This window comes from Pseudomonas entomophila (genome assembly GCF_029193575.1).
In the GTDB taxonomy this organism is placed as follows: Bacteria; Pseudomonadota; Gammaproteobacteria; order Pseudomonadales; family Pseudomonadaceae; genus Aquipseudomonas; species Aquipseudomonas entomophila_G.
The window spans coordinates 1-17226 of record NZ_JARGCS010000003.1; the positions used below are offsets into that span (position 1 = coordinate 1).

At 65.7% G+C, this 17226-nt stretch carries 17 protein-coding genes and 1 rRNA gene; 15 read left to right on the plus strand and 3 right to left on the minus strand.

What is annotated here, in order from left to right:
• Nucleotides 1-161: 161 nt before the first annotated feature.
• From rrf to P0Y43_RS00190, 4 genes are all read left to right on the plus strand, one after another.
• Nucleotides 162-277, plus strand: a 5S ribosomal RNA gene (gene rrf, locus P0Y43_RS00175).
• 187 nt (nt 278-464) lie between these two features.
• A complete protein-coding gene (locus P0Y43_RS00180; protein ID WP_275635282.1) occupies nt 465-1124 on the plus strand; it encodes a paraquat-inducible protein A in 660 nt (219 codons plus the stop codon).
• Nucleotides 1111-1734, plus strand: a complete 624-nt coding sequence (locus P0Y43_RS00185) for a paraquat-inducible protein A (RefSeq protein ID WP_275635283.1) — start codon at nt 1111-1113, stop codon at nt 1732-1734. Before P0Y43_RS00180 ends, P0Y43_RS00185 begins: the two co-directional genes overlap by 14 nt.
• Nucleotides 1727-4042, plus strand: coding sequence for a PqiB family protein (locus P0Y43_RS00190; RefSeq protein WP_275635284.1), 2316 nt, complete (start codon nt 1727-1729; stop codon nt 4040-4042). The genes P0Y43_RS00185 and P0Y43_RS00190 overlap by 8 nt, the downstream gene beginning before the upstream one ends.
• A 169-nt stretch (nt 4043-4211) precedes the next feature.
• Here the strand turns inward: P0Y43_RS00190 and rpsT are convergent, their stop codons facing one another.
• Nucleotides 4212-4490: a 30S ribosomal protein S20 gene (gene rpsT, locus P0Y43_RS00195; RefSeq protein ID WP_029614579.1), complete on the minus strand. Its 279-nt coding sequence runs from the start codon at nt 4488-4490 to the stop codon at nt 4212-4214.
• Nucleotides 4491-4744: 254 nt separating this feature from the next.
• Here rpsT and murJ point away from each other — a divergent pair, with 254 nt between their 5' ends.
• The 6 genes from murJ (at nt 4745) to ispH (ending at nt 12083) form a co-directional block, all read left to right on the plus strand.
• Nucleotides 4745-6283: a murein biosynthesis integral membrane protein MurJ gene (gene murJ / locus P0Y43_RS00200; protein ID WP_275635285.1), complete on the plus strand. Its 1539-nt coding sequence runs from the start codon at nt 4745-4747 to the stop codon at nt 6281-6283.
• A 118-nt stretch (nt 6284-6401) separates the two neighbouring features.
• Nucleotides 6402-7352 carry a bifunctional riboflavin kinase/FAD synthetase gene (ribF, locus tag P0Y43_RS00205; RefSeq protein ID WP_275635286.1) on the plus strand — a complete coding sequence of 317 codons (951 nt, stop codon included), beginning with the start codon at nt 6402-6404 and terminating at the stop codon, nt 7350-7352.
• Complete coding sequence (ileS, locus tag P0Y43_RS00210; RefSeq protein ID WP_275635287.1) at nt 7349-10180, plus strand: isoleucine--tRNA ligase; 2832 nt, start codon at nt 7349-7351, stop codon at nt 10178-10180. The genes ribF and ileS overlap by 4 nt, the downstream gene beginning before the upstream one ends.
• Nucleotides 10173-10691 (plus strand): signal peptidase II, encoded by a 519-nt coding sequence (gene lspA, locus P0Y43_RS00215; protein WP_275635288.1) that lies wholly within the window; start codon nt 10173-10175, stop codon nt 10689-10691. The genes ileS and lspA overlap by 8 nt, the downstream gene beginning before the upstream one ends.
• On the plus strand, nt 10684-11121 hold the full coding sequence (locus tag P0Y43_RS00220; RefSeq protein WP_275635289.1) for an FKBP-type peptidyl-prolyl cis-trans isomerase: 438 nt from the start codon (nt 10684-10686) through the stop codon (nt 11119-11121). The genes lspA and P0Y43_RS00220 overlap by 8 nt, the downstream gene beginning before the upstream one ends.
• Nucleotides 11122-11135: 14 nt before the next feature.
• A complete protein-coding gene (ispH, locus tag P0Y43_RS00225; protein WP_275635290.1) occupies nt 11136-12083 on the plus strand; it encodes a 4-hydroxy-3-methylbut-2-enyl diphosphate reductase in 948 nt (315 codons plus the stop codon).
• Here the strand turns inward: ispH and P0Y43_RS00230 are convergent, their stop codons facing one another.
• Nucleotides 12084-12572, minus strand: coding sequence for a GspH/FimT family pseudopilin (locus P0Y43_RS00230; protein ID WP_275635291.1), 489 nt, complete (start codon nt 12570-12572; stop codon nt 12084-12086). It lies immediately after the preceding gene.
• A 110-nt stretch (nt 12573-12682) separates the two neighbouring features.
• On the opposite strand from P0Y43_RS00230, the gene P0Y43_RS00235 reads away from it, so the two are divergent.
• From P0Y43_RS00235 to thiO, 5 genes are all read left to right on the plus strand, one after another.
• A complete protein-coding gene (locus tag P0Y43_RS00235; RefSeq protein WP_275635292.1) occupies nt 12683-13045 on the plus strand; it encodes a prepilin-type N-terminal cleavage/methylation domain-containing protein in 363 nt (120 codons plus the stop codon).
• Nucleotides 13042-13707 carry a PilW family protein gene (locus tag P0Y43_RS00240; RefSeq protein ID WP_275635293.1) on the plus strand — a complete coding sequence of 222 codons (666 nt, stop codon included), beginning with the start codon at nt 13042-13044 and terminating at the stop codon, nt 13705-13707. Before P0Y43_RS00235 ends, P0Y43_RS00240 begins: the two co-directional genes overlap by 4 nt.
• A complete protein-coding gene (locus P0Y43_RS00245) occupies nt 13704-14186 on the plus strand; it encodes a hypothetical protein (RefSeq protein WP_275635294.1) in 483 nt (160 codons plus the stop codon). The genes P0Y43_RS00240 and P0Y43_RS00245 overlap by 4 nt, the downstream gene beginning before the upstream one ends.
• A gap of 1 nt (nt 14187) precedes the next feature.
• Nucleotides 14188-14586, plus strand: a complete 399-nt coding sequence (locus P0Y43_RS00250; RefSeq protein WP_275635295.1) for a type IV pilin protein — start codon at nt 14188-14190, stop codon at nt 14584-14586.
• Nucleotides 14587-14655: 69 nt separating this feature from the next.
• Nucleotides 14656-15753 carry a glycine oxidase ThiO gene (thiO, locus tag P0Y43_RS00255; RefSeq protein WP_275635296.1) on the plus strand — a complete coding sequence of 366 codons (1098 nt, stop codon included), beginning with the start codon at nt 14656-14658 and terminating at the stop codon, nt 15751-15753.
• 62 nt (nt 15754-15815) lie between these two features.
• Here thiO and P0Y43_RS00260 read toward each other — a convergent pair whose 3' ends face one another.
• On the minus strand, nt 15816-17225 hold the full coding sequence (locus P0Y43_RS00260; RefSeq protein WP_275635297.1) for an amidase: 1410 nt from the start codon (nt 17223-17225) through the stop codon (nt 15816-15818).
• Between the last annotated feature and the right edge of the window lies 1 nt (nt 17226).

The window sequence follows — 17226 nt, forward strand, 5'->3', positions numbered from 1 at the left end:
CTAATTGCCCGTGAGGCTTGACCATATAACACCCAAGCAATTTGAGCGTCAGACGCCGAATTGTGGTGGTGAAGACGAAAGAGCCGAAGATTCGTAAGACCACAAATTCACATATCCGAATTCGCTGGGCTGTCCAACAGGACATTCTGGCTACAGAATTTCTTGACGACCATAGAGCATTGGAACCACCTGATCCCATCCCGAACTCAGCAGTGAAACGATGCATCGCCGATGGTAGTGTGGGGTTTCCCCATGTGAGAGTAGGTCATCGTCAAGATTCATTTCGCAAAACCCCTATCTGCGCGAGCAGGTAGGGGTTTTGTCTTTGCGCGTGGGAAAAGACGGTGCGTCCGCAGTGATGGTGTGCCTGATTGGCCACATGCTCCGGCGAACCTCGCGTCTATCTCCCACAATTCGAGCCGGAACACTAGAATAGAGCCCACATTCCCTTTCAGACCTCCCGTATGCCCAACCCCGTGGACCCAGAAGCGCTGGCAGGTTTGCCACTGGATCAGCTCGTGGCCTGCCATGAGTGCGACCTGCTGCTGCGCAAGCCTTCCCTGCAGAACGATGAAAAGGCCCATTGCCCCCGCTGCGGCTATGAGCTTTTCGCGCACCGTCACAATGTCGTCAACCGCAGCCTGGCCCTGGTATTGACCGCTTTGTTGCTCTACGTCCCAGCCAATTTCCTGCCCATCATGCAGCTGCACCTGCTCGGCCAGACTTCCGACGACACCGTCTGGAGCGGCGTCCTAGGCCTGTACAACTCCGGCATGGGCGGCATTGCCGTGGTGGTGTTCCTGTGCAGCATGGCCGTCCCCTTGCTCAAGCTGCTCTGCCAACTGGCGGTGCTGCTGAGCATCCGCCTGAACTTCGGCCGCGGCCATGGCTTGCTGTTCTACCGCATCTACCATCATCTGAAAGAGTGGGGGATGCTCGAGGTGTACTTCATGGGCGTGCTGGTCGCCATCGTCAAATTGGTGGACCTGGCTGAGCTGACGATAGGCCTGGGCCTGTTCTGCTTCATCAGTCTGCTATTGGTGCAGGTTTGGCTGGAGGTGGTGATGTCGCCACACCAGATCTGGGTCGCGTTGTCGGGGGAGGACACCCATGCGGGCGATTGATGCGGGTATCGTGGTCTGCAACGAATGCCACGAACTGAACCGGCACGACACCGACAGCGACGCGCAAACCTGCACCCGCTGCGGTGCTGTCGTCCATGCGCGCAGGCCCAACAGCATCGTGCGCACCTGGGCGTTGCTGATCACGGCGATGATCCTCTACATCCCCGCCAATGTGTTGCCGATCATGACCGTCAGTACCCTTGGCCAGGGTAGCCCCGATACCATCATGTCCGGCGTCATCACCCTGATGAAGCACGGCATGCTGCCCATCGCCGCAGTGGTGTTCATCGCCAGTATCCTGGTGCCGACCTTCAAGCTGGTCGGTATCGGCCTGCTGCTCTACTCGGTGCAACGGCATCAGCCGCTGTCGGCGCGTCAGCGCATCCTGATGTATCGCTTCATCGAATTCATCGGCCGTTGGTCCATGCTCGACATCTTCGTCATCGCCATCTTGGTGGCAGTGGTGAATTTCGGTCGCATTGCCAGTGTCGAAGCCAACCTGGGCGCCGTCGCCTTCGCCTGCGTGGTGATTTTGACGATGCTCGCCGCTTTAACTTTCGATCCCCGACTGATCTGGGATAACACGGAGTCGGATGACGACCATGAGTGACCTGCCTACGGCTAAAACCCGCCCAGCCTCGAACTGGTCGGCCATCTGGATCCTGCCGCTGATCGCCTTGGTGATCGGCGGCTGGCTGGGGTGGCAGGCCTATCGGGACGCCGGTGTGGAGATCCAGGTGCGCTTCGCTACCGGTGAAGGCATCGTCGCCAACAAGACCGAAGTGATCTACAAGGGCATGTCGGTCGGCAAGGTGACCAAGCTGGTGCTCGATGCCGAAGGCAGCCAGACCGGGGTGATCGCCACCATCGAAATGAACAAGGCCGCCGAAACGCACCTCAATACCGGCACGCGCTTCTGGTTGGTCAAGCCGAGTGTCAGCTTGGCTGGTATCTCTGGCCTGGAAACTCTGGTGTCTGGCAACTACATCGCCGTTGACCCTGGCAAGGGCGAGTCCGTCCGCCGTTTCACCGCGTTGTCAGAGGCGCCGCCGCTGTCCGATAGTGAGCCGGGGCTGCACCTGACCCTCAAGGCCGACCGTCTGGGCTCGCTCAACCGTGACAGCCCGGTGTTCTACAAGCAGATCCAGGTCGGCCGGGTGAAGAGTTACCGCCTCTCCGAAGACCAGGGCACTGTGGAGATCAAGCTGTTCATCGAGCCGGCCTACGCCAGCCTGGTGCGCAAGCACACGCGCTTCTGGAATGCCAGCGGCATCAGCATCGACGCTGACCTGTCCGGCGTGAAGGTGCGCAGCGAGTCGCTCTCCAGCATCGTTGCCGGTGGTATCGCCTTCGCCACCCCCGAGCACCGCAAGGACAGCCCGCCCACTGATCCAAGCCTGCCATTCCGCCTCTACGAGGACTTCGATGCGGCCCAGGCCGGCATTCGCGTGAAAGTGCGCCTGAGTGACTACGAGGGCCTGCAGGCGGGGCGCACGCCGGTGATGTACAAGGGCATCCAGGTCGGCTCGATGAAGGGCTTGAAGATCGAGGACGACTTGGCCAGCGCCATGGCCGAGTTGACCCTCGACCCGCTGGCCGAGGACTACCTGGTCGAAGGCACGCAGTTCTGGGTGGTCAAGCCGTCTATCTCGCTGGCAGGCATCACCGGCCTGGAGGCGTTGGTGAAGGGTAACTACATCGCCATTCGACCAGGCGAGAAGGGCGCCCGGCCGCAACGTGAGTTCGAGGCACGGCCGAAGGCGCCGCCGCTCGACCTCAAGGCGCCGGGCCTGCACCTGGTGCTGTTCGCCGACACCTTGGGCTCACTGGAGGTCGGCAGCCCGGTGATGTACCGTCAGGTCAAGGTCGGCAGCGTGCAGAGCTATCAGTTCGCCCGCAACAGCAAGCGTATCCTGATCGGCGTGCACATCGAGAAGGAATACGCCAACCTGGTGAACGGTTCGACGCGCTTCTGGAACGCCAGTGGTGTCACGCTTTCCGGCGGCTTGTCGGGGATCAAGATCAAGAGTGAGTCCTTGCAGACCCTCATGGCGGGTGGTATCGCCTTCGACACGCCGCAACCGAACGTGCCGCTCAAACGCCATATCCCCCGTTTCCGCCTGTTGGAAAACGAAGAGGCGGCCAACCGTGCCGGTACTCCGATCACCATCCGCGTCGATCGCGCCGATGGCCTCAAGCCCGGCACGCCGATCCGTTTCCGTGGCCTGGACGTGGGCAGTGTAGAGAGTGTCGACCTGACCAACGATATGCAGGCGGTGCTATTGCGCGCGCGCATCACCGATGCCGCGGATCGCATTGCCCGCTCGGGCACGCAGTTCTGGGTGGTCAAGCCGGCCTTGGGCCTGGTACGCACCGAGAACCTCGACACCCTGATCGGCGGGCAGTACCTGGAAGTGCTGCCCGCACAAAAGAGCAAGGGGCCGCAACGTGACTTCATCGCCTTGGCCGAGGCGCCGGAGCTTACCGGCAAGGAGGTCGGCCTGCCGCTGACCTTGAGCGCGCCGCGCCGTGGCTCGATCAAGCCGGGTGTACCGGTCACCTACCGCGAAGTCACGGTGGGCAAGGTCACCGGGTTCGAGCTGGGGCAGAACGCCGACCGTGTGCTGATCCACATCCTCATCGAGCCGCGCTATGCGGCGTTGGTGCGCGGTGGCAGCCGCTTCTGGAACAGCAGCGGGTTTGGCTTCGATTGGGGGCTGTTCAAGGGCGCCACGGTGCGTACCGAGTCGCTGGAGACGCTGATCGACGGTGGCATCGCCTTCGCCACGCCCGATGGCGAGAAGATGGGTAACCCGGCGCGGCCGCAGCAGACCTTCGCCTTGTTCGACAAGGCCGAGGACGAATGGCTGCAGTGGGCGCCGAAGATCCAGATCGGGCAGCCGGCGGCGGTGGAGTAACCCGCGCCGTAGGCGCGGCCTTGTGTCGAAAGGGGGCGAAGCCGCCCCCTGTCAGACGATCCGGGCTGCTACGCGGCCCTTTCGCGATGCACAGATGCAGAGGCGCATTTGGCAAATCGCAGGCAATAAAAAACCGACCCTAGGGTCGGTTTTTCAACAAGCGCATCACTTAGGCAGCTGCAGCTTCTTTCAGCGCCTTGATGTGGCCGTTCAGACGGCCTTTGTGACGAGCAGCCTTGTTCTTGTGGATGATGCCCTTGTCGGCCATACGGTCGATTACAGGCACAGCCAGGGTGTAGGCGGCTTGCGCTTTTTCAGCATCTTTAGCGTCGATGGCCTTGACTACGTTCTTGATGTAGGTACGGACCATGGAACGCAGGCTGGCGTTGTGGCTGCGACGCTTCTCAGCCTGTTTTGCACGTTTCTTGGCGGAAGGTGTGTTGGCCACCGTCGAGCTCCTCGAAAGACTTTTGGGTAAATAGCAAACAAAATAGGCCGCGAATCATGCCGATGAGTCGAGCGGATGTCAAGGCCACTTGCAGGGTTCCGCCGAGTGGCGTGCTGATGCGGAAGGAGAGATTCCTTTCTGCGCAGCGACCTGTAAACTCGGGAGTTTTGGCTTCCCCTGCATAGAAGCGGGATTATCGCACACTCGGGCGCGATCTGGCAGCGCTCTTATGTCCCTGACGTGAAAACTTTTCGATGAACCTGCTCAAATCCCTTGCCGCCGTCAGTTCCATCACCCTGATTTCGCGGGTGCTGGGCTTCGTGCGCGACACCATCCTGGCGCGCGTGTTCGGCGCCGGTATCGCCACCGACGCCTTCTTCATCGCCTTCAAGCTCCCCAACCTGCTTCGGCGGATTTTCGCCGAAGGCGCGTTTTCCCAGGCGTTCGTGCCGATTCTGGCCGAGTACAAGACCCAGCAGGGCGAGGAGGCCACCCGTACCTTCATCGCCTACGTCAGCGGTCTGCTGACCCTGGTGCTGGCCTTGGTCACCGCCCTGGGCATCCTCGCCGCGCCATGGGTGGTGTGGGTCACCGCGCCCGGTTTCGTCGATAGCGCAGAGAAATACGAGCTGACCACCGCCCTGCTGCGGGTGACGTTTCCTTATATATTGCTGATCTCGCTGTCGTCGCTGGCCGGGGCCATCCTCAATACCTGGAACCGTTTTTCGGTGCCGGCCTTCACGCCGACCCTGCTCAACGTGGCGATGATCACCTTCGCCCTGCTGCTGACCCCGTACTTCGACCCGCCCATCATGGCCCTGGCCTGGGGCGTACTGGCCGGCGGCCTGGCGCAGTTGCTGTACCAGCTGCCGGCGCTGAAAAAGATCGGCATGCTCGTGCTGCCTCGCCTGAACCTGCGCGACACCGGCGTGTGGCGGGTACTCAAGCAGATGTTGCCAGCGATCCTTGGGGTCTCGGTGAGCCAGATCTCGCTGATCATCAACACCATCTTCGCCTCCTTCCTGGTGGCTGGCTCGGTGTCGTGGATGTACTACGCCGACCGCCTGATGGAGCTGCCTTCCGGCGTGCTGGGCGTTGCCCTGGGCACCATCCTGTTGCCGACCCTGGCCAAGACCTACGCCAACAAGGACCGCGAGGAGTATTCGCGCATCCTCGACTGGGGCCTGCGCCTGTGCTTCCTGCTGGTGTTGCCGTGCACCCTGGCCCTGGCGATCCTCGCCGAGCCGTTGACCGTGGCGCTGTTCCAGTACGGCAAGTTCAGCGCCTTCGACGCGGCCATGACCCAGCGCGCGCTGATCGCCTATTCCGTGGGCCTGCTGGCGATCATCCTGGTCAAGGTGCTGGCCCCCGGCTTCTATGCCCAGCAGAACATCCGTACCCCGGTGAAGATCGCCATTTTCACCCTGGTGTGCACCCAGCTGTTCAACCTGGCGCTGATCGGCCCGCTCAAGCATGCCGGCCTGGCCCTGGCGATCAGCCTCGGCGCGTGCCTGAATGCCGGGCTGCTGTACTGGAGGCTGCGTAGCCAGAAGCTGTTCCAGCCCCAGGCCGGTTGGGCGAGGTTCCTCGCCAAGTTGGTGCTGGCGGTGCTGCTGATGTCGGCGGTGCTGCTGGCGGGGATGCATTTCCTGCCGGCCTGGGAGCAAGGCAACATGCTCGAGCGCTTCCTGCGGCTGGGGGCATTGATCGTGGCGGGGGTGGTGACCTACTTCGGTTGCCTGTACCTGTGTGGTTTGCGCCCCCGGCATTTCGCCCGCAAGGCCCTGCACTGAGCCCGGTCACGGGCCAGGCGTCGGTTTTTCACCTTCCACACCGCGCAACGGCGCTGCTGCCTGTCGCCAGCGCCCGGGTGTGGTTATAATCGGCCACTTTATGAGCAAGAAGCGCGTTATGCAGCTGGTTCGAGGTCTTCACAACCTGCGCCCCGAGCACCGGGGCTGTGTCGCCACCATTGGCAACTTCGACGGGGTTCACCGGGGCCACCAGGCAATCCTGGCGCGTTTGCGTGAGCGCGGCCAGGCGCTGGGCCTGCCCACTTGCGTGGTGATCTTCGAGCCGCAGCCGCGCGAATATTTCGCCCCGGACACCGCGCCGGCTCGTCTGGCGCGTCTGCGCGAAAAGGTCGAGCTGCTGGCCGGCGAGGGCATCGACCGGGTGCTGTGCCTGGCCTTCAACCAGCGCCTGAGCAAACTCAGCGCCGACGCTTTCGTCAAGGCGGTGCTGGTGGATGGCCTGGGCGTGCGCCACCTGGAGGTCGGTGACGACTTCCGCTTCGGCTGCGATCGCGCCGGCGACTTCGACTTCCTGGTCGAGGCCGGCAAACGCTATGGCTTCAGCGTCGAGGCGGCCAACACCGTGGTCCAGGATGGCCTGCGCGTCAGCAGCACCGAAGTGCGTACCGCGCTGGCCAACGCCGACTTCGTGCTCGCCGAGCACCTGCTGGGCCGCCCGTACACCATCTGTGGTCGCGTGCTGCATGGCCAGAAGCTGGCCCGTCAGCTCGGCACGCCAACCGCCAACATCCAGCTCAAGCGCCGCCGCGTGCCGCTGTCCGGGGTCTACCTGACCAGCGCCGAGATCGACGGCCAGCGCTGGCCGGGTGTCGCCAACATCGGGGTACGGCCCACCGTCGCCGGTGATGGTCGGCCCCACCTGGAGATTCATCTGCTGGACTTCGCCGGTGACCTGTATGGCCGGCGCCTGACGGTGGAATTCCACCACAAGCTGCGCGAGGAGCAGCGTTTCGCCTCCCTGGAGGCGCTGAAGTCGGCGATCGACGCGGACATCGCCGCCGCACGTGCCCACTGGCACGCTCAACCGCTAACGAAGAGCCTGAAATGACCGACTACAAAGCCACGCTAAACCTTCCGGACACCGCCTTCCCGATGAAGGCCGGCCTGCCTCAGCGCGAACCGCAGATCCTGCAGCGCTGGGACAGCATTGGCCTGTACCAGAAGCTGCGCGAAATTGGCAAGGACCGTCCGAAGTTCGTCCTGCACGACGGCCCGCCCTATGCCAACGGCAAGATCCACATCGGTCATGCGCTGAACAAGATCCTCAAGGACATGATCGTCCGCTCCAAGACCCTGTCGGGCTTCGATGCGCCCTACGTGCCGGGCTGGGACTGCCACGGCCTGCCGATCGAGCACAAGGTCGAGGTCACCCACGGCAAGCACCTGACCCCGGACCAGACCCGCGAGCTGTGCCGCGCCTACGCCGCCGAGCAGATCGAAGGGCAGAAGACCGAGTTCATCCGCCTGGGCGTGCTGGGTGATTGGGGCAACCCCTACAAGACCATGGACTTCGCCAACGAGGCCGGCGAGATCCGCGCCCTGGCCGAGATGGTCAAGCAAGGTTACGTGTTCAAGGGCCTCAAGCCGGTGAACTGGTGCTTCGATTGCGGCTCGGCGCTGGCCGAGGCCGAGGTCGAATACGCCGACAAGAAATCCCAGACCATCGACGTCGCCTTCCCGGTCGCCGACGCAGACAAGCTGGCCGCCGCCTTCGGCCTGGGCACGCTGGCCAAGCCCGCCGCCATCGTGATCTGGACCACCACCCCATGGACCATCCCGGCCAACCAGGCGCTGAACATCCACCCGGAGTTCACCTACGCCCTGGTCGATACGGGCGACCGCCTGCTGGTGCTGGCCGAGGAATTGGTCGAGTCGTGCCTGAAGCGCTACGGCGTCGAAGGTTCGGTGCTGGCCACCGCGCCGGGCTCGGCGCTGGAGCTGATCAACTTCCGCCACCCGTTCTATGACCGCTTGTCGCCGGTGTACCTGGCCGACTACGTCGAACTGGGCGCCGGTACTGGCGTGGTGCATTCGTCGCCGGCCTATGGCGAGGACGACTTTGTTACCTGCAAGCGCTATGGCATGGTCAACGACGACATCCTCACCCCGGTGCAGAGCAACGGTGTGTACGTGCCCTCCCTGGAGTTCTTCGGCGGCCAGTTCATCTGGAAGGCCAACCCAGCCATCGTCGAAAAACTGCAAGAAGTCGGTGCGCTGCTGCACACCGAAACCATCAGCCACAGCTACATGCACTGCTGGCGCCACAAGACCCCGCTGATCTACCGCGCCACCGCGCAGTGGTTCGTCGGCATGGACAAGCAGCCGAACAACGGCGAGCCCCTGCGCGAGCGTGCCCTGAAGGCCATCGAAGAAACCAAGTTCGTACCGTCCTGGGGCCAGGCGCGTCTGCACGCGATGATCGCCAACCGTCCGGACTGGTGCATCTCGCGCCAGCGCAACTGGGGCGTGCCGATCCCGTTCTTCCTCAGCAAGCAGACCGGCGAGCTGCACCCGCGCACCGTCGAGCTGATGGAAGAGGTGGCCAAGCGCGTCGAGCAGGAGGGCATCGAGGCCTGGTTCAAGCTCGACGCCGCCGAGCTGCTGGGCGACGAAGCCGCCCAGTACGACAAGATCGCCGACACCCTGGACGTGTGGTTCGACTCCGGTACCACCCACTGGCACGTGCTGCGTGGTTCGCACAACATCGGCCACGCCACCGGCCCGCGCGCCGACCTGTACCTGGAAGGTTCCGACCAGCACCGCGGCTGGTTCCACTCCTCCCTGTTGACCGGTTGCGCCATCGACGGCCATGCGCCGTACCGCGAGTTGCTGACCCACGGCTTCACCGTGGACGAGAGTGGCCGCAAGATGTCCAAGTCGCTCGGCAACACCATCGAGCCGCAGAAGGTCAACGACACCCTGGGCGCCGACATCCTGCGCCTGTGGGTCTCGGCCACCGACTACTCCGGCGAGATGGCCGTCTCCGAGCAGATCCTGCAACGCAGCGCCGATGCCTACCGACGTATTCGCAACACCGCGCGCTTCCTGCTCTCCAACCTCTCCGGCTTCGACCCCGCGCGCGACCTGCTGCCCGCCGAAGACATGCTGGCGCTGGACCGCTGGGCGGTCGACCGCACCCTGCTGCTGCAGCGCGAGCTGGAAGAGAACTACGCCGAATACCGCTTCTGGAACGTCTATTCCAAGGTGCACAACTTCTGCGTGCAGGAGCTGGGCGGCTTCTACCTCGACATCATCAAGGACCGCCAGTACACCACTGGCGCCAACAGCGTCGCGCGGCGTTCCTGCCAGACCGCGCTGTACCACATCAGCGAGGCGCTAGTGCGCTGGATCGCGCCGATCCTGGCGTTCACCGCCGACGAGATCTGGCAGTACCTGCCGGGCGAGCGCAACGAATCGGTGATGCTCAACACCTGGTACCAGGGCCTGTCCGAGCTGCCGGAAGGCGCCGAGCTGGACCGCGCGTACTGGGACCGCGTCATGGCGGTCAAGGCGGCGGTCAACAAGGAGCTGGAGAACCAGCGCGTGGCCAAGGTCATCGGCGGCAACCTGCAAGCCGAAGTGACCCTGTTCGCCGACGAGGGCCTGAGCGCCGACCTGGCCAAGCTGGGCGACGAGCTGCGCTTCGTGCTGATCACCTCCGCCGCCAGCGTGGTGCCGTTCGTCCAGGCGCCAGCCGAGGCGGTGACAACCGAGGTCGAGGGGCTCAAGCTGAAGGTGGTCAAGTCCGGCCACGCCAAGTGCGGCCGTTGCTGGCACTTCCGCGCCGACGTCGGCAGCCACCCGGAGCACCCGGAAATCTGCGGCCGTTGCGTCGACAACATCAGCGGCAACGGCGAGGTGCGCCACTATGCCTAATCCCGCGGCGGCGGGGCGCTTCGGGCGCCTTGTCTGGCTCTGGCTGAGCCTGGTGGTGCTGGTCGCCGACCAGGCCACCAAGCTGTATTTCGACAGCGCGCTGACCATGTACCAGCAGATCGTGGTCATCCCCGACTACTTCAGCTGGACCCTGGCCTACAACACTGGCGCGGCCTTCAGCTTCCTGGCCGACAGCTCCGGCTGGCAGCGCTGGCTGTTCGCCCTGATCGCCGTGGTGGTCAGCGCCGTGCTGGTGGTTTGGCTCAAGCGCCTGGGGCGCAACGAGACCTGGCTGGCGGTCGCCCTGGCCCTGGTGCTGGGTGGCGCGCTGGGCAACCTGTACGACCGTGTCGTGCTGGGCCATGTGGTCGACTTCATCCTCGTGCACTGGCGCAACACCCACTATTTCCCGGCCTTCAACCTGGCCGACAGCGCCATCACCGTTGGCGCGGTGATGCTGGCGCTGGACATGTTCAAGAGCAAGAAAACCGAGGAGCCGGTCCATGACTGAGACCCGTATCGGCCAGAATACCGAAGTGACCCTGCATTTCGCCCTGCACCTGGAAAACGGCGACACCGTCGACAGCACCTTCGACAAGGCCCCGGCCACCTTCAAGGTCGGTGACGGCAACCTGCTGCCCGGCTTCGAGAGCGCGCTGTTCGGTTTCAAGGCCGGCGACAAGCGCACCGTGGTGGTCGCCCCGGAAAACGCCTTCGGCCAGCCGAACCCGCAGAACGTGCAGGTAATGCCGCGTTCGCAGTTCGAGGGCATGGAGCTGTCCGAGGGCTTGCTGGTGATCTTCAACGACGCCGCCAACACCGAGCTGCCGGGCGTGGTAAAAGCCTTCGATGACCAGCAAGTGACCATCGACTTCAATCACCCACTGGCCGGCAAGACCCTGAACTTCGAGGTTGAGATCCTCGACGTCAAGGGCCTGTGAGCCTGGAGCCTCGCATGCAAATCAAACTCGCCAACCCCCGCGGCTTCTGTGCGGGGGTGGACCGGGCGATCGAAATCGTCAACCGTGCCCTGGAAGTCTTCGGCCCGCCGATCTACGTGCGCCATGAAGTGGTGCACAACAAGTTCGTGGTCGAGGACCTGCGCAACCGTGGCGCGGTGTTCGTCGAGGAACTCGACCAGGTGCCGGACGACGTCATCGTTATCTTCAGCGCCCACGGCGTTTCCCAGGCCGTGCGCCAGGAAGCCGCCGGCCGCGGCCTGAAGGTGTTCGACGCGACCTGCCCGCTGGTGACCAAGGTGCACATCGAAGTCGCCAAGTACAGCCGTGATGGCCGTGAGTGCATTCTCATCGGCCACGCCGGGCACCCGGAGGTCGAGGGCACCATGGGCCAGTACGACACCAGCAACGGTGGTGCCATCTACCTCGTCGAGGACGAGGAAGACGTCGCCACCCTGCAGGTGCGCGACCCGGACCACCTGGCCTTCGTCACCCAGACCACCCTGTCGATGGATGACACCAGCCGGGTCATCGACGCCCTGCGCGCGCGCTTCCCGAACATCGGCGGCCCGCGCAAGGACGACATCTGCTACGCCACCCAGAACCGCCAGGACGCGGTCAAGCAATTGGCTGACGAGAGCGATGTGGTACTGGTGGTGGGCAGCCCCAACAGCTCCAACTCCAACCGCCTGCGCGAGTTGGCCGAGCGCATGGGCACCCCGGCGTACCTGATCGATGGCGCGGAGGACTTGCAACAGGGTTGGTTCGACGGCGTCGCCCGTATCGGCATCACCGCGGGTGCCTCGGCGCCGGAAGTGCTGGTGCGCGGGGTCATCGACCAGCTCAAGGCCTGGGGTGCCAGCGGCGCCGAGGAACTCGATGGCCGTGAGGAGAACATCACTTTCTCCATGCCCAAGGAACTGCGGGTTCGCTCGCTGATTTGATCAGCGGCTCGCGCACCGTGGCTGGTCACTGGCCCCGGTGCGCAGGCTGACCCTTCCGCTGGGTGCCACCACCACGTGCTGCGAGCTCAAGCCACTCAGGCCTTTGCAGAAGGCCAGGGTACCGCCGAAAAATGCGCCGCTGCGGTGTTGCGGCACACCTAGCCCACTGAAGCGCACCTCGCCCAGGTTGGCGACGATCCGCACCCGCCGCACCAGGCGTTGTTCGCGCAGCACCTGACCGTCGTGCTCCAGCAGCACGCGCCACCCCACCCCCCAATCTTCCTGCAAGGGCTGCACCCGCACTGCGGCGTGCTGCAGCGACGCATGACTGCGCGCACTGCGCAGGGTCTGCGCCAGGTCGCGTGCGGCTGCTGCGAGGTGTAGGTCTTCGCTCAGGCTTGCGTAGGACGGTGCGCCAAGCCGCACCAGAAGGCCAACCACGCTCAGCGCGATCATCATTTGTATCAGTGTTGCGCCCTGTTGCCGCACCGTGCATTCCTCCCTGGAAGTGCTTCGCTATAGCGTCGAGGTCGGCGACCAGGAGGTCCAGTCGGCCAGGCCAGGCAAATGCCGCAGGAAAATTCGCAGGAGGCGTAATCATGAAATCCAGGGCGCAAGGCATGACCTTGTTGGAAGTCCTATTGGCGCTGCTGGCGCTGGGGCTCGGCCTGTTCGCCAGCGCGGCCTTGCAGGTGCGCGCGCAACAGGCGACGGAAGGCGCTCGGCGCGACACCCAGGCGGTGCATCTGGCCCAAGGGCTGCTGGAACAGGCCCGGGCGGCGGGGCGCTTGCAGGCCGGCGACCTGGCCAACTGGCGGGCACAGCTCGCCCGTCAGCTGGGGGCGTCGGCTGAAGGCCGCGCCGTGCGCCAGGGCGAGCTGCTGGCACTGGAGGTGCGCTGGCGCGACCCACGCGAGGCGGGCTGGCAGGTCATCCACCTGCATGGCAAGGTCGCGCCATGAGCCGCTGGCAAGCTGGTTTCGGCTTGCTGGAGGCGTTGCTGGCCCTGGCCCTGGGGCTGATGCTACTGGCGGCGGCAGGCCAATTGGCGGTTGCGGTGCAGCAGGCCTGGCACCTGCAAGGTGCGGCTGCCCGCTTGCAGGACGACGCGCGCCTGGCCTTGCAACGCCTGGCCCAGGATATTCGCATGACCGGCATGTTCGGTTGCCTGGCTCACGCGGCCATCGACTTTCCCGACCCGGGCGTCGCCCGGGCATTCGCCACCCCCTTGCAGATCAACCACGGCGCCGATGGCCGCCTGACCAGCCTGAGCCTGCTCGCCGCCGAACTGCCCGGTGGGTTCGGCCAACCCGACTGGACCCTGCTTACCGATTGCCGCAGCTGGGCGCAGGTCAGGCCGGGGCGCCACCTGGGCAGCGGCGACACCCTGGCCTTTCCCCTGCGCCAACACCTCTACCGTGTGCAGGACGGGAGCCTGATGCTCGGCAGCGGGGGCCTCAACGCGCGGTTGATCGACAACGTCAGGGGGCTGTGGATAACCCGCGAGCAGGCGGGGGAGGGCGAGCGGCTGGACCTGCGCCTCGAGCTGTTCGAACCAGTGCTGCGGATCGAGCAGCGGCATGCGCTGAGCGTGGCCCTGCGCAACCGGTTGCCGCCCTCATGAGACGCCAGCGTGGAATGGTGCTGTTGCTCGCCCTGGTGCTGAGCGTGCTAATCGGGTTGCTCGCGTCCTCGAGCCTGCGTGATGCGTTGTTGCAGACCCAAGCGGCTGGGCAACTGGCCTCTGCCGCCCAGGCGCTGGAGCAGGCCGAGGCGAGCCTGGTGGATGGCGCCCAGCGGCTCGGTGAGGCACCCCAGGCGCCTTGCCTGGCTTGCCCGCCACCGCGCGATGCCCATGACCTGCGCGGGGGGGAGCCGCTCTGGCAGCGCGGTGACGATGGCTTCTTCCTCGTGCAGCACCTGGGGGAAACCACCCGCGCCGCGCACCTGGCCGACGGTGTGCGGGTGGCGTTGTACCGGGTCACCGCAGTCAGCCGCCAGGTGCGCGCGCGGCAGGTGCTGGAGGCGGTCTATGCGCTCGACCTGGAACAGGGCGGGCCGCCTCATCGTCTCTTCTGGCGCCAGCGCCTGCGGGAGCCCTGACATGCAACGGGGCCTGAGCTTGATCGAGTTGTTGCTTGTCGTGGCCGTGACCGGCATTCTGGCGGGCATTGCCTACCCCAGTTATAGCGACCAGCTTCGGCGTGCCGCGCGCAGCGAAGTGGTCGGCGTGCTGCAGGACGCCGCCTTGCGCCTGGAGCGCCACCATGCCCGTGTCGGCCAATACGCCGATAACGACGAGTTGCGCACGCCGCTGCCCGCTGGCAGCCGCTATTACCGCTTGCAAGCCCGGCGTGACGACGACGGCTACCAGTTGCTGGCCGTGCGCGTGCCCCAGGGGCTGATGGCGCGTGACCGTTGTGGTGACTATTCGCTCGACCAGACCGGTCTGCGGGGCAACCCGGGGGCGCTCGGCGACACCGGGGGGTGCTGGGGTGGTTGAGGGTTTTTGCAGTATGGGCGGGCCCCGCGATAGGGCCTCCAGGTTCCACATCAGGTGTTGGATCGACAGATGAGCAAGCAAGTAGTGATTGTCGGCGGCGGGGTGATCGGCCTGCTGACTGCGTTCAACCTGGCGGCAAAGGTCGAACGGGTGGTGCTCTGCGACCAGGGCGAGGTCGGCCGCGAGTCGTCCTGGGCCGGCGGAGGCATCGTCTCGCCCCTCTACCCCTGGCGCTACAGCCCGGCGGTCACCGCCCTGGCGCACTGGTCGCAGGATTTCTATCCACAGTTGGGCGAGCGCCTGTTCACCAGCACCGGCATCGACCCCGAGGTGCACACCACCGGCCTGTACTGGCTGGACCTGGACGACGAGGCCGAAGCGCTGGCCTGGGCCCAGCGCGAGCAGCGCCCGCTCCGTGCCGTGGACATCTCGGCGGCCTACGACGCGGTGCCGGTGCTCGGCCCTGGCTACCAATGCGCGATCTACATGGACGGTGTGGCCAACGTGCGCAACCCGCGGCTGGTCAAGGCGCTGAAGGCGGCGCTGCTGGCGCTGCCCAACGTGACCCTGCGCGAACACTGCCGCATCAGCGGCTTCCAGCAGGATGGCGGGCGCATCACCGGCGTGCGCACCGACGACGGCGTGCTCGCCGCCGATGACGTGGTGCTCAGCGCCGGGGCCTGGAGCGGCGATTTGCTGCGTACCCTCGGCCTGGCGCTGCCAGTGGAGCCGGTGAAGGGGCAGATGATCCTGTTCAAGTGCGCTGAAGACTTCCTGCCGAGCATGGTGCTGGCCAAGGGGCGCTATGCCATCCCCCGGCGAGACGGGCATATCCTGGTGGGCAGCACCCTGGAGCATGCCGGTTACGACAAGACCCCCACCGACGATGCGCTCGCGAGCCTCAAGGCCTCGGCGATCGAGCTGTTGCCAGCGCTGGCCGAAGCGACCCCGGTGGGGCACTGGGCGGGTTTGCGGCCTGGCTCGCCGGAGGGCATCCCGTACATCGGGCCGGTGCCCGGGCATGCGGGGCTCTGGCTGAACTGCGGGCATTACCGCAACGGGCTGGTGCTGGCGCCGGCGTCGTGCCAGCTGTTCACCGACCTGTTGACCGGCGCCGAGCCGATCATCGACCCGGCGCCGTATGCGCCCGCTGGCCGCCTGGGGTGAGGGCGGCCGCGTGAGGCAAGCATGGCCCTGTGGCGGCGGGTAACACCGCCTACTGGGCGACCCTAGCCGACGACCGGCGCCATCAGGTGGCGGCTCGGGTAATGCTGCTCATACACCTTGCACACCCGCAGCACCTGTTCGTCGGCGAACCTGCCCGCCACCACCTGCAAGCCCACCGGCAAGCCCTCGCGGGTGAAACCACAGGGTACCGACGCCGCCGGCTGTTGGGTCAGGTTGAAGGGGTAGCTGAACGGCGTCCATTCCATCCATTGGCCCATCCCCGAGCCCGGCGGCACATCCTGGCCGGCCTCGAACGCCACCAACGGCAGCATCGGTGACACCAGCACGTCATGGCGCTGGTGAAAGGCGTTCATCCGCGCGATCAGCTCCGCCCGCGCTTCCAGCGCCTCGGTGTAGTCGGCCAGCGTGATCCCCGCGCCTTGCTCGGCAATCGCCCGCAAGCCAGGGTCCAGCGCCGCCCGCTGCGCTGCGCTGAAGTGGCGGGTCAGCCGTGCGGCACCGGCGAACCACAAGGTATTGAAGGTGGCCAGCGGGTCGGCGAAGCCCGGGTCGACTTCCTCCACCCGCGCCCCCAGCCGCGCCAGGCGCTGCACCGCCTGGGCCACCAGGGCCTGGACCTGCGGGTCGACCCGGGCGTAGCCGAAGTCGGCGCTGTAGGCGATGCGCAGGCCGCTCAGGTCCTGTTCGTCGGCCAGCCAGGGGCGTTGGCGCGGAGCACCGGCCAGGCCATCGCGTGGGTCGGGGCGCGCCACGCAGTCGAGCATCAGCACCGCGTCGTCCACGGTGCGGGTCATCGGCCCCAGGTGCGACAGCACGGTCATCGCGCTGGCCGGCCATTGCGGCACGTAGCCGAAGGTCGGCTTGATGCCGAAGGTGCCGGTGAGGGCGCAGGGAATGCGGATCGAGCCGCCGGCGTCGCTGCCCTGGTGCAGCACCCCGAGGTTCAGTGCCGCCGCGGCCGCCGCGCCGCCCGAGGAGCCGCCCGCCGTCAGGCGGGTGTCCCAAGGGTTGCGGGTGATGCCGTACAGCGGGTTGTCGGTCACCCCCTTCCAACCGAACTCCGGCGTGGTGGTCTTGCCCACCAGCACCGCGCCGGCGGCGCGCATGAAGGCCGTGAATGGCGCGTCGTCCTCCCAGGGGCCGCTGGCCGAGGTGGTCAGCGAGCCCTTGCGGGTGGGCATGCCGCGGGTCAGGGTGAGGTCCTTGATCGAGGCGGGCACGCCGTCCAGGCGCCCACAGGGTTCGCCGCGCTGCCAGCGGCGCTCGCTGGCGCGGGCGGCGGCGCGGGCGCCTTCGTGGTCGACGTGGCAGTAGGCGTTGACCTGCGGGTTGTGGCGGTCGATGCGGGCCAGCACATCGTCGAGCACCTCCAGCGGCGACACCTGGCGACGCTGGTACAGTTCGAGCAGCTCGACGGCGCTGAACTCGCCCAATGCGGTCTTTTCGCTCATC

Excerpts from the sequence above, each read along its gene's own strand:
- P0Y43_RS00180 (WP_275635282.1), top strand. The coding sequence starts at position 465 with ATGCCCAACCCCGTGGACCCAGAAGCGCTGGCAGGTTTGCCACTGGAT.
- P0Y43_RS00185 (WP_275635283.1), top strand. The coding sequence starts at position 1,111 with ATGCGGGCGATTGATGCGGGTATCGTGGTCTGCAACGAATGCCACGAA.
- P0Y43_RS00190 (WP_275635284.1), top strand. The coding sequence starts at position 1,727 with ATGAGTGACCTGCCTACGGCTAAAACCCGCCCAGCCTCGAACTGGTCG.
- murJ (WP_275635285.1), top strand. The coding sequence starts at position 4,745 with ATGAACCTGCTCAAATCCCTTGCCGCCGTCAGTTCCATCACCCTGATT.
- ribF (WP_275635286.1), top strand. The coding sequence starts at position 6,402 with ATGCAGCTGGTTCGAGGTCTTCACAACCTGCGCCCCGAGCACCGGGGC.
- ileS (WP_275635287.1), top strand. The coding sequence starts at position 7,349 with ATGACCGACTACAAAGCCACGCTAAACCTTCCGGACACCGCCTTCCCG.
- lspA (WP_275635288.1), top strand. The coding sequence starts at position 10,173 with ATGCCTAATCCCGCGGCGGCGGGGCGCTTCGGGCGCCTTGTCTGGCTC.
- P0Y43_RS00220 (WP_275635289.1), top strand. The coding sequence starts at position 10,684 with ATGACTGAGACCCGTATCGGCCAGAATACCGAAGTGACCCTGCATTTC.
- ispH (WP_275635290.1), top strand. The coding sequence starts at position 11,136 with ATGCAAATCAAACTCGCCAACCCCCGCGGCTTCTGTGCGGGGGTGGAC.
- P0Y43_RS00235 (WP_275635292.1), top strand. The coding sequence starts at position 12,683 with ATGAAATCCAGGGCGCAAGGCATGACCTTGTTGGAAGTCCTATTGGCG.
- P0Y43_RS00240 (WP_275635293.1), top strand. The coding sequence starts at position 13,042 with ATGAGCCGCTGGCAAGCTGGTTTCGGCTTGCTGGAGGCGTTGCTGGCC.
- P0Y43_RS00245 (WP_275635294.1), top strand. The coding sequence starts at position 13,704 with ATGAGACGCCAGCGTGGAATGGTGCTGTTGCTCGCCCTGGTGCTGAGC.
- P0Y43_RS00250 (WP_275635295.1), top strand. The coding sequence starts at position 14,188 with ATGCAACGGGGCCTGAGCTTGATCGAGTTGTTGCTTGTCGTGGCCGTG.
- thiO (WP_275635296.1), top strand. The coding sequence starts at position 14,656 with ATGAGCAAGCAAGTAGTGATTGTCGGCGGCGGGGTGATCGGCCTGCTG.
- P0Y43_RS00260 (WP_275635297.1), bottom strand. The coding sequence starts at position 17,225 with ATGAGCGAAAAGACCGCATTGGGCGAGTTCAGCGCCGTCGAGCTGCTC.